This window comes from Acidocella sp. C78, from assembly GCF_907164655.1.
Genome location: NZ_CAJQZK010000075.1, coordinates 58,441 through 67,069 on the forward strand (window position 1 = coordinate 58,441; position 8,629 = coordinate 67,069).

The 8,629-nt window shown below is 63.2% G+C and carries 17 protein-coding genes; all 17 read left to right on the top strand.

Translation table 11 applies throughout. The features are described 5' to 3' along the window. The first annotated feature begins 58 nt into the window (after positions 1–58). The 17 genes from tuf to rpsH all read left to right on the top strand — a co-directional run bounded on the left by tuf (position 59) and on the right by rpsH (position 8,629). Positions 59–1,246 carry an elongation factor Tu gene (tuf, locus tag ACIDOCELLA78_RS89570; RefSeq protein ID WP_201728799.1) on the top strand — a complete coding sequence of 396 codons (1,188 nt, stop codon included), beginning with the start codon at positions 59–61 and terminating at the stop codon, positions 1,244–1,246. Between the two features lie 132 nt (positions 1,247–1,378). Continuing rightward, on the top strand, positions 1,379–1,687 hold the full coding sequence (rpsJ, locus tag ACIDOCELLA78_RS89575; protein ID WP_174504814.1) for a 30S ribosomal protein S10: 309 nt from the start codon (positions 1,379–1,381) through the stop codon (positions 1,685–1,687). 16 nt (positions 1,688–1,703) lie between these two features. Beyond that, positions 1,704–2,378, top strand: coding sequence for a 50S ribosomal protein L3 (gene rplC, locus ACIDOCELLA78_RS89580; RefSeq protein WP_201728830.1), 675 nt, complete (start codon positions 1,704–1,706; stop codon positions 2,376–2,378). Between the two features lie 10 nt (positions 2,379–2,388). Further along, positions 2,389–3,039 (top strand): 50S ribosomal protein L4, encoded by a 651-nt coding sequence (gene rplD, locus ACIDOCELLA78_RS89585; protein ID WP_201728800.1) that lies wholly within the window; start codon positions 2,389–2,391, stop codon positions 3,037–3,039. 41 nt (positions 3,040–3,080) lie between these two features. Continuing rightward, positions 3,081–3,377, top strand: a complete 297-nt coding sequence (locus ACIDOCELLA78_RS89590; RefSeq protein WP_172637351.1) for a 50S ribosomal protein L23 — start codon at positions 3,081–3,083, stop codon at positions 3,375–3,377. 14 nt (positions 3,378–3,391) lie between these two features. Continuing rightward, entirely contained in the window at positions 3,392–4,225 is an 834-nt protein-coding gene (gene rplB, locus ACIDOCELLA78_RS89595) for a 50S ribosomal protein L2 (RefSeq protein ID WP_201728801.1), read from the top strand. A gap of 5 nt (positions 4,226–4,230) precedes the next feature. Further along, positions 4,231–4,509 (top strand): 30S ribosomal protein S19, encoded by a 279-nt coding sequence (gene rpsS, locus ACIDOCELLA78_RS89600; protein ID WP_201728802.1) that lies wholly within the window; start codon positions 4,231–4,233, stop codon positions 4,507–4,509. 1 nt (position 4,510) lies between these two features. Continuing rightward, positions 4,511–4,972: a 50S ribosomal protein L22 gene (gene rplV / locus ACIDOCELLA78_RS89605; RefSeq protein WP_201728803.1), complete on the top strand. Its 462-nt coding sequence runs from the start codon at positions 4,511–4,513 to the stop codon at positions 4,970–4,972. After that, a complete protein-coding gene (rpsC, locus tag ACIDOCELLA78_RS89610; RefSeq protein ID WP_201728804.1) occupies positions 4,972–5,649 on the top strand; it encodes a 30S ribosomal protein S3 in 678 nt (225 codons plus the stop codon). The genes rplV and rpsC overlap by 1 nt, the downstream gene beginning before the upstream one ends. 15 nt (positions 5,650–5,664) lie before the next feature. After that, positions 5,665–6,081: a 50S ribosomal protein L16 gene (gene rplP, locus ACIDOCELLA78_RS89615; RefSeq protein ID WP_201728805.1), complete on the top strand. Its 417-nt coding sequence runs from the start codon at positions 5,665–5,667 to the stop codon at positions 6,079–6,081. A gap of 1 nt (position 6,082) precedes the next feature. Next, positions 6,083–6,289, top strand: coding sequence for a 50S ribosomal protein L29 (gene rpmC, locus ACIDOCELLA78_RS89620; RefSeq protein WP_201728806.1), 207 nt, complete (start codon positions 6,083–6,085; stop codon positions 6,287–6,289). A 13-nt stretch (positions 6,290–6,302) separates the two neighbouring features. Further along, entirely contained in the window at positions 6,303–6,575 is a 273-nt protein-coding gene (gene rpsQ, locus ACIDOCELLA78_RS89625; RefSeq protein ID WP_201728807.1) for a 30S ribosomal protein S17, read from the top strand. A gap of 1 nt (position 6,576) precedes the next feature. Beyond that, positions 6,577–6,945 carry a 50S ribosomal protein L14 gene (rplN, locus tag ACIDOCELLA78_RS89630; RefSeq protein WP_007424183.1) on the top strand — a complete coding sequence of 123 codons (369 nt, stop codon included), beginning with the start codon at positions 6,577–6,579 and terminating at the stop codon, positions 6,943–6,945. A gap of 1 nt (position 6,946) precedes the next feature. After that, positions 6,947–7,267 carry a 50S ribosomal protein L24 gene (rplX, locus tag ACIDOCELLA78_RS89635; RefSeq protein ID WP_201728808.1) on the top strand — a complete coding sequence of 107 codons (321 nt, stop codon included), beginning with the start codon at positions 6,947–6,949 and terminating at the stop codon, positions 7,265–7,267. A gap of 10 nt (positions 7,268–7,277) precedes the next feature. Continuing rightward, complete coding sequence (rplE, locus tag ACIDOCELLA78_RS89640; RefSeq protein ID WP_201728809.1) at positions 7,278–7,835, top strand: 50S ribosomal protein L5; 558 nt, start codon at positions 7,278–7,280, stop codon at positions 7,833–7,835. Positions 7,836–7,912: 77 nt separating this feature from the next. Next, complete coding sequence (gene rpsN / locus ACIDOCELLA78_RS89645) at positions 7,913–8,218, top strand: 30S ribosomal protein S14 (protein WP_201728810.1); 306 nt, start codon at positions 7,913–7,915, stop codon at positions 8,216–8,218. A 12-nt stretch (positions 8,219–8,230) separates the two neighbouring features. After that, positions 8,231–8,629 carry a 30S ribosomal protein S8 gene (rpsH, locus tag ACIDOCELLA78_RS89650; protein ID WP_201728811.1) on the top strand — a complete coding sequence of 133 codons (399 nt, stop codon included), beginning with the start codon at positions 8,231–8,233 and terminating at the stop codon, positions 8,627–8,629.

The following is an 8,629-nucleotide window of genomic DNA, read 5'->3' on the forward strand; positions in this document are numbered from 1 at the left end:
TACACTCCACCCCATCACGCCAGCACGGCGCTGAAGCAGATACGTTACGGAGATACCCATGGCCAAGGCTAAATTCGAGCGCACGAAGCCGCACTGCAATATCGGCACGATCGGTCACGTCGATCATGGCAAGACCTCGCTCACCGCGGCAATCACCAAGGTGCTGGCGGAGACAGGTGGCGCGACCTTCCGCGCGTATGACAGCATCGACGCGGCCCCTGAAGAGCGGGCGCGCGGCATCACGATCGCGACCGCGCATGTCGAATATGAGACCGCGAACCGCCACTACGCGCATGTCGATTGCCCGGGTCACGCTGACTATGTGAAGAACATGATCACCGGCGCCGCGCAGATGGACGGTGCGATCCTGGTCGTTTCCGCGGCCGACGGCCCGATGCCGCAGACCCGCGAGCACATTCTGCTCGCCCGTCAGGTTGGCGTGCCGGCGCTGGTCGTGTTCCTCAACAAGATGGACATGGCCGACCCCGACCTCGTCGAGCTGGTCGAGATGGAAGTGCGCGACCTGCTCAGCAAGTATGAGTTCCCGGGCGATGATATTCCGATCATCAAGGGTTCGGCGCTCTGCGCGCTCGAGGACAGCAACCCTGAGCTGGGCCGCGAGGCGATCCTGAAGCTGATGGAAGCGGTCGATAGCTACATTCCGCAGCCGGAGCGCCCGAAGGACAAGCCGTTCCTGATGCCGGTTGAAGACGTGTTCTCGATTTCCGGCCGCGGCACCGTGGTGACCGGCCGCGTCGAGCGTGGCATCATCAAGGTTGGCGACGAAGTCGAGATCGTTGGTCTCAAGGCCACCGTGAAGACGACCGTGACCGGCGTCGAAATGTTCCGCAAGCTGCTCGATCAGGGCGAGGCTGGCGACAACATTGGCGCGCTGCTCCGCGGCACCAAGCGTGAAGACGTCGAGCGTGGCCAGGTTCTGGCCGCGCCGGGCTCGATCACCCCGCACACCAACTTCTCCGGTTCGGTTTATATCCTGAACAAGGAAGAGGGTGGCCGTCATACGCCGTTCTTCACCAACTACCGTCCGCAGTTCTATTTCCGCACCACTGACGTGACCGGTGTGGTCACGCTGCCGGAAGGTGTCGAGATGGTGATGCCGGGCGACAACGTGACCGTTGCGGTTGAACTCATCGCGCCGATCGCGATGGATGAAGGCCTCCGCTTCGCGATCCGCGAGGGTGGCCGGACGGTTGGTTCGGGCGTCGTTGCCAACATCACGAAGTAACCGCTTGCCTGGTTGAGCGGGTCGGCCGCCACCCGGTCTGAGCCGGGTGGCGGCCGCCAGATTTGTTTCGGACTAGCGCGCGGCCCGAATGGGCGGACCGGGCGTTCCGTGTAAAGATTGCAGGTTTCGACGATGGACAGTCAGAATATTCGCATTCGCCTGAAGGCGTACGACCACCGGGTGCTGGACAACAGCACCAGGGAAATCGTCAACACGGCGAAGCGCACGGGCGCCCAGGTGCGCGGACCGATTCCGCTGCCGACGCATATCGAGCGGTTCACGGTGAACCGTTCGCCACATGTCGACAAGAAGAGCCGCGAGCAGTTCGAAATCCGGACGCATCGCCGCCTGCTCGACATCGTCGAACCGACCGCGCAGACCGTGGACGCGCTGATGAAGCTCGACCTCGCGGCCGGCGTCGACGTCGAGATCAAGATCTGAGCAGAGAATGAGTGTGATGCGCACCGGTATTATAGCAAAGAAGCTGGGGATGACCCGGCTGTTCAGGGAAGACGGCACGCACGTGCCGGTGACCGTGCTGCACATGGACGATGTGCGCGTGGTCTCGGCCCGCACCCAGGAGCGTGACGGCTACGCAGCTGTCCAGCTCGGCTTCGGTCATGCCAAGACGAAGAACGTGACCAAGCCAATGAAGGGTCATTACGCGGCAGCCAAGGTCGAGCCGGCGATGAAGCTCGTCGAGTTCCGGGTTGCCGAGGATGCGGTTCTGGAGGCTGGCCAGGTGCTTTCGGCTGCGCATTTTGCCGTGGGGCAGAAGGTCGATGTCGCGGGCATCAGCAAGGGCAAGGGGTTTGCCGGCGCCATGAAGCGCTGGAATTTCCGCGGCCTTGAAGCGACGCACGGCGTTTCGATCAGCCACCGTTCGCACGGTTCGACGGGTAATCGTCAGGATCCGGGCAAGACCTTCAAGAACAAGAAGATGGCCGGGCATCTGGGCGTCGAGCGGATCACCACTCTCAACCTCGAGGTGGCCGCAATCGACGAGGCGCGCAACCTGATCATGATCAAGGGTGCGGTTCCGGGCGCGAAGGACGGCTACGTCCTGGTGCGCGATGCGGTGAAGAAGGCTCGTCCCGCGGATGTGGCCTATCCTGCGGCGCTGAAGGCCTGAGGAGAGCGACATGCAGATCGACATTTCAACCCTCGATGCCGGCTCGGCCGGCAAGGCCGAACTGCCCGAGGAATATTTCGCCGCCACGCCGCGCGCCGACATCATGGCCCGCGTTGTTCACTGGCAGCTCGCGAAGCGCCGCGCCGGCACCCACAAGGTGAAGGGTATGGGCGAGGTCAGCGGCACGACCAAGAAGCCGTACCGCCAGAAGGGTACCGGTAATGCCCGTCAGGGCTCGTTGCGCGCGCCGCAGTTCCGCACCGGCGGTGCCGTGCATGGCCCGGTCGTGCGCGATCACGGGTATTCGCTGAACAAGAAGGTCCGCCGTCTTGGCTTGATTTCGGCGCTGTCGCAGAAACTGGCCGAGGGCAAGCTGGTGGTTCTCGACACCGTTTCGGGCGTCTCGAAGACGAGCGAGCTGAACGTGAAGCTGAAGAAGCTCGGCTGGGGTCGGACGCTGGTTGTCGATGCCGTGGTCGACGAGGGGTTCGCGCGGGCGAGCCGCAACCTGATCGGGATCGACGTGCTGCCGGTCGTCGGCGCCAATGTTTACGACATCCTTCAGCACGACACGCTGGCGATCACCGCCGCCGGGCTCGAGGGACTGAAGCGGCGTCTTGACGGCATCAAGTCCGGCGCCAACGAGGAGATCGCGGCATGAGCGAGACCGCTGACATCAAGGCGGCGCCGAAGAAGCCGGTGCTGTCGCGCGAGGCAATGTTCGATATCATTCGTGGCCCGCTGATCACCGAGAAGGCGACAGCCCTGTCGGAGAAGAACCAAGTCGGCTTCAAGGTGTCGCTCGATGCGACCAAGCCGGGCATCAAGGCGGCGGTCGAAACCTTGTTCGGCGTGAAGGTGCTGAGCGTGAACACGCTCGTCCAGAAGGGCAAGACCAAGCGCTTCAAGGGCCGTCCGGGCCGACGTTCGGACTTCAAGAAGGCGTTCGTGACGCTGGCCGAGGGTCAGTCGATCGATTTCACGACGCGGCTGGCGTAAGGCGAGACTGAAACATGGCACTCAAGCATTTTAAACCGGTCACGGCGAGCCTTCGCGGCACCGTGCTGGTGGATCGGTCGGAGCTCTGGAAGGGCAAGCCGGTCAAGGGCCTGACCGAGGGGCTGAGCAGCTCCGGCGGGCGCAACAACCACGGCCGCACCACGGTGCGGTTCCGTGGCGGCGGACACAAGCGTGCCTATCGCGTCGTCGACTTCAAGCGCCGCAAGTATGATGTGGCGGCGACGGTCGAGCGCCTCGAATACGATCCGAATCGCTCGGCTTTCCTCGCTCTCGTCAAATATGAAGATGGGGAGCTTGCCTACATCCTGGCGCCGCAGCGCCTGAAGGTGGGCGATCAGGTGGTCGCCGGCGTCAAGGTCGACGTGAAGCCGGGCAATGCGATGCCGCTCGCCGCAATTCCGGTCGGGACGATCATCCACAATATCGAGTTGAAGGCGGGCGCCGGCGGCAAGCTGGCCCGCTCGGCCGGCACTTTTGCCCAGCTCGTCGGCAAGGACCAGGGTTATGCCCAGGTGAAGCTGATGTCTGGCGAGTTGCGGCTGATCCGTGGTGAGTGCATGGCGTCGATCGGCGCGGTATCCAATCCGGATCATTCAAATCAGCAGCTCGGCAAGGCGGGGCGCAAGCGCTGGCTGGGTCGCCGTCCGCATAACCGTGGTGTTGCGATGAACCCTGTCGATCATCCTCTGGGTGGTGGCGAGGGTCGCACGTCCGGCGGTCGCAATCCGGTTACGCCGTGGGGCAAGCCGACCAAAGGTGCGAAGACGCGTTCGAACAAGCGGACTGACGGCCTCATCATCCGCCGTCGCAAGGTCGGGAAGGGCTGATCGAGATGACACGTTCCGTCTGGAAGGGCCCGTTTGTCGACGGGTATATGCTGAACAAGGCCGAGGTTTCGCGCGCGTCGGGCCGCAACGAGATCATCAAGATCTGGTCGCGTCGGTCCACCATTCTGCCGCAGTTCGTCGGTCTGACCTTTGGCGTCTACAATGGCCGGAAGTTCCTACCGGTCCAGGTTTCCGAGAATATGGTCGGCCACAAATTCGGCGAGTTCTCGCCGACCCGCACGTTCACCGGCCACGCGGCCGACAAGAAGGCGAAGCGAGGCTGACATGAGCAAACCGAATTACCCGCGTGTGCTCGCGGACACCGAAGCTGAAGCCGTGCTGCGCAATTTGCGTTGCAGCCCGCGCAAGCTCAACGTCGTTGCCGCGTCGATCCGCAACAAGCCGGCCGGCAAGGCGATTGCCGACCTTGCTTTCAGCAAGCGCCGCATTGCGAAGGACGTGAAAAAGGCGTTGGAATCGGCGATTGCAAACGCCGAGAACAACCATCAGCTGGATGTGGATCGCCTGGTTGTCACAACCGCGGATGTTGGCCGTTCCATCGTGATGCGTCGTTTCCATGCCCGTGGCCGCGGTCGCGCCGCGCGAGTGGAGAAATGGTTCAGCCATCTGCGCATCGTTGTGGCGGAGCTTGACATCGAGACCAAGGCCGATCGCCGCGCCCGCCGCGCCGCGGCCAAGCCGGCGGCGAGTGCCAGCCCGGCGGCGAATGAAGGGGTGCCTGCGTAATGGGTCACAAAGTCAATCCGATCGGGCTGCGGCTCGGCATCAATCGCACCTGGGACAGCCGCTGGTTTGCCGGCGCCGACTATGCGTCGCTCCTGCATGATGACCTGAAGCTGCGCGAGCATCTGCTCAACCGGCTTTCGGGGGCTGGCGTGTCGAAGGTTCTGATCGAGCGCCCGGCGAAGAAGCCGCGGGTCACGATTTATGCGGCGCGTCCTGGCGTTGTCATCGGCAAGAAGGGCCAGGATATCGACGTGCTCAAGAAAGAGCTGTCGGTGATGGCGAAGGCCGATGTGTCGCTGAACATCGTTGAAATCCGCAAGCCCGAAATCGACGCCACGCTCGTTGCCCAGAACATCGCGCAACAGCTCGAGCGTCGCGTTGCGTTCCGCCGCGCCATGAAGCGGGCCGTGCAGTCGGCGATGCGTCTCGGTGCGCAGGGCATCCGGATCAATTGCGGCGGTCGCCTCGGTGGGGCCGAGATCGCCAGGATGGAATGGTATCGTGAAGGCCGCGTTCCGCTCCACACGTTGCGGGCGGACATCGATTTTGGTGTTGCCACGGCGAAGACCACCTATGGCACTTGCGGTGTAAAGGTGTGGATCTTCAAGGGCGAGATCATGGCGCACGACCCGATGGCGCAGGATCGCCGCATCGCCGAACAGGCGCCGCAGCGCTGAGCCGGAGCAGATAACATGTTGTCACCAAAGCGTACGAAATTCCGCAAGGCGCACAAGGGCCGCATCCACGGCACCGCCAAGGGGAACACGCAGCTTAATTTCGGCCAGTTCGGCCTCAAGGCGCTGGAGCCGGAACGCATCACCGCGCGGCAGATCGAGTCGGCCCGTCGTGCGATCACTCGTCAGATGAAGCGTGCCGGCCGCGTGTGGATCCGCATCTTCCCCGATCTGCCGGTTTCGACGAAGCCGGCCGAAGTCCGCATGGGCTCCGGCAAGGGGAGCCCGGAATATTGGGTGGCGCGCGTGCAGCCAGGCCGGATCATGTTCGAGATCGACGGTGTGGCCGAGGGAATCGCCCGCGAGGCGTTGAAGCTCGGTGCTGCGAAGCTGCCGATCAAGACCAAGATCGTCACCCGTATCGGGGAGGCCTGAGATGACCAAGGCAAGTGATATTCGCGCCAAGACGCCGGACGAGCTGGGCGACATGCTGCTCGAGCTGAAGCGCGAACAGCTGAATTTGCGGTTCCAGCGGGCCACTGGCCAGCAGGAGAACACCAGCCAGATCCGCAAGGCGCGTCGCGACGTTGCTCGCGTGAAGACGATTCAGGCCGAGCGCGCCCGCGCCGCGGCCAAGGCTTGAGGGGTTTAGAGTTATGCCGAAGCGCGTCCTGACAGGGCGGGTTGTGAGTGACAAGATGGACAAGACCGTGACGGTTCTTGTCGAGCGTCGTGTCATGCATCCGCTGTACAAGAAATTCATCCGCCGTTCGAAGAAATATGCGGCGCATGACGAAGGCAATGTTTGCGAAATGGGCGACCTGGTGCGGATCGAGGAGTGCCCGCCGATCAGCAAGCGCAAGGCATGGCTCGTGACCGCACGCAACGGCGAGCCGGTCGGCGCCGCCGCCGAAGCCCAGGGAGCGTGAGATGATCATTGTCGAATCAAATCTCGACGTTGCCGACAATTCGGGCGCGCGCCGCGTTCAGTGCATCAAGGTGCTGGGCGGTTCGAAGCGCCGCACCGCGTCGGTTGGCGATGTCATTGTCGTCTCGATCAAGGATGCGATTCCCCGCGGCAAGGTGAAGAAGGGCGATGTCCACCAGGCCGTTGTCGTTCGCACCGCCTATCCGGTGCGTCGCGCGGATGGCAGCGTGATCCGGTTCGATCGCAATGCCGCCGTGCTGATCAACAAGCAGATGGAGCCGATCGGCACGCGTATTTTTGGGCCGGTCACCCGCGAGCTGCGCGCGCGCAAGTTCATGAAGATCATCAGCCTGGCGCCGGAGGTGCTGTAATATGGCCGCACGTATCCGTAAGGGCGACCGCGTGGTTGTCATCGCTGGCGCGAGCAAGGGACGCGAGGGTGAAGTTCTCCGCGTTCTGCCCGCCGAGAACAAGGCCGTGGTCTCGGGCGTCGCCGTGGCGAAGCGTCACACCAAGGCGCGCGGCATGGGCGAGCAGGGCGGCATCATCCAGAAGGAGATGCCTGTCCATTTGTCGAATATTGCATTGATCGATCCTGAGACGAAGAAGCCGACCCGCGTGGGCTTTCGCATTCTTGAGGACGGTCGCAAGGTCCGGGTCGCGCGCAAGAGCGACTCCGTGATCGATGGTTGAGGATAGAGCGATGAGCGAGGCCATTGCCAAGACCCGGCTTCAGCAGCACTACGAGTCGGTGGTGCGGGCTGCACTGCAGACGGAGTTCGGATACACGAACCCGATGCAGGTGCCGAAGCTTGAGAAGATCGTGATCAACATGGGCGTGGGCGAAGCGGCCGCGGACCAGAAGAAGCTGGACGCGGCGGTTGCCGAACTCACCCTTATCGCCGGCCAGAAGCCGGTGAAGACGGTGGCGAAGAAGGCGATTGCCGGGTTCAAGATCCGCAAGGGCCTGCCGATCGGCTGCAAGGTGACGCTGCGCCGGGCGCGCATGTATGAATTCCTCGACCGGCTGGTGACGATAGCGCTCCCCCGCGTGCGCGACTTCCGCGGGATTTCGGGCAAGGGGTTCGACGGGCGCGGAAACTTCGCCATGGGTCTCAAGGAGCAGATCGTGTTCCCGGAGATCGAGTATGACAAGGTCGACGAGATGCGCGGCATGGACATTGTGTTCGTGACCACCGCGCAAACCGATGCCGAGGCGAAGGCGCTTCTCAAGGGGTTCGAGATTCCGTTCGTGAATTGAGCGGAATTTCGAGCGCGTAAACGGATTTATTGGAAAACCGCCGGAACGTGCCGGCAGGTTCCGGAGGATAGAAGACGATGGCGAAGACCTCTCAGGTCAATCGGAATAAGCGGCGCGAGAAGATGGCCGCGCGTGATGCGGGCAAGCGTGCCGCGCTGAAGGCGATCGTGAAGGACCGCACCCTCCCGGTGGAGGATCGGTTCGACGCGACGCTGAAGCTTGCGCAGCTTCCGCGCAACGGCGCGAAGACGCGCGTGCGGCTGCGCTGCGAGCTGACCGGGCGCGCTCGTGGCAACTACCGCAAGTTCAAGCTCTGCCGCGTCGCGCTGCGCGATCTTGCCAGCGCCGGGCAGATTCCTGGCATGGTCAAGTCGAGCTGGTAAGGGGGATATAACATGTCGATGTCCGATCCCCTGGGTGACATGCTCACCCGTATCCGCAACGCGCAGCGCGCCCGTCACGCGGTTTGCGTTGCGCCCGCCTCGAACCTGCGGGCCAACGTGCTTGACGTGCTCAGGCGCGAGGGTTTCATCCGCGGCTTCTCCAAGGAGGAGGTTCGTCCCGGCGTCGCCCAGCTGCGCATTGAGCTGAAATACAATGACGGCGAGCCGGTGATCAAGGAAATCACCCGCGTCTCCCGTCCTGGCCGGCGCGTTTACTCCAAGATCAAGGAGCTGCCGCGGGTTTATGCCGGTCTGGGTGTGTCGATCCTGTCGACCCCTCGCGGCGTCATGAGCGATGTTGAGGCGCGCACTGCCAATGTTGGCGGTGAAGTGCTCTGCCGCGTCTTCTGA

Coding starts and splice junctions, on each gene's coding strand:
- tuf (WP_201728799.1), top strand. CDS start 59: ATGGCCAAGGCTAAATTCGAGCGCACGAAGCCGCACTGCAATATCGGC.
- rpsN (WP_201728810.1), top strand. CDS start 7,913: ATGGCGAAGACCTCTCAGGTCAATCGGAATAAGCGGCGCGAGAAGATG.
- rpsS (WP_201728802.1), top strand. CDS start 4,231: ATGACACGTTCCGTCTGGAAGGGCCCGTTTGTCGACGGGTATATGCTG.
- rpsQ (WP_201728807.1), top strand. CDS start 6,303: ATGCCGAAGCGCGTCCTGACAGGGCGGGTTGTGAGTGACAAGATGGAC.
- rpsH (WP_201728811.1), top strand. CDS start 8,231: ATGTCGATGTCCGATCCCCTGGGTGACATGCTCACCCGTATCCGCAAC.
- rplN (WP_007424183.1), top strand. CDS start 6,577: ATGATCATTGTCGAATCAAATCTCGACGTTGCCGACAATTCGGGCGCG.
- rplE (WP_201728809.1), top strand. CDS start 7,278: ATGAGCGAGGCCATTGCCAAGACCCGGCTTCAGCAGCACTACGAGTCG.
- rplD (WP_201728800.1), top strand. CDS start 2,389: ATGCAGATCGACATTTCAACCCTCGATGCCGGCTCGGCCGGCAAGGCC.
- rpsC (WP_201728804.1), top strand. CDS start 4,972: ATGGGTCACAAAGTCAATCCGATCGGGCTGCGGCTCGGCATCAATCGC.
- rpsJ (WP_174504814.1), top strand. CDS start 1,379: ATGGACAGTCAGAATATTCGCATTCGCCTGAAGGCGTACGACCACCGG.
- rplC (WP_201728830.1), top strand. CDS start 1,704: ATGCGCACCGGTATTATAGCAAAGAAGCTGGGGATGACCCGGCTGTTC.
- rplB (WP_201728801.1), top strand. CDS start 3,392: ATGGCACTCAAGCATTTTAAACCGGTCACGGCGAGCCTTCGCGGCACC.
- rplX (WP_201728808.1), top strand. CDS start 6,947: ATGGCCGCACGTATCCGTAAGGGCGACCGCGTGGTTGTCATCGCTGGC.
- rplP (WP_201728805.1), top strand. CDS start 5,665: ATGTTGTCACCAAAGCGTACGAAATTCCGCAAGGCGCACAAGGGCCGC.
- rpmC (WP_201728806.1), top strand. CDS start 6,083: ATGACCAAGGCAAGTGATATTCGCGCCAAGACGCCGGACGAGCTGGGC.
- rplV (WP_201728803.1), top strand. CDS start 4,511: ATGAGCAAACCGAATTACCCGCGTGTGCTCGCGGACACCGAAGCTGAA.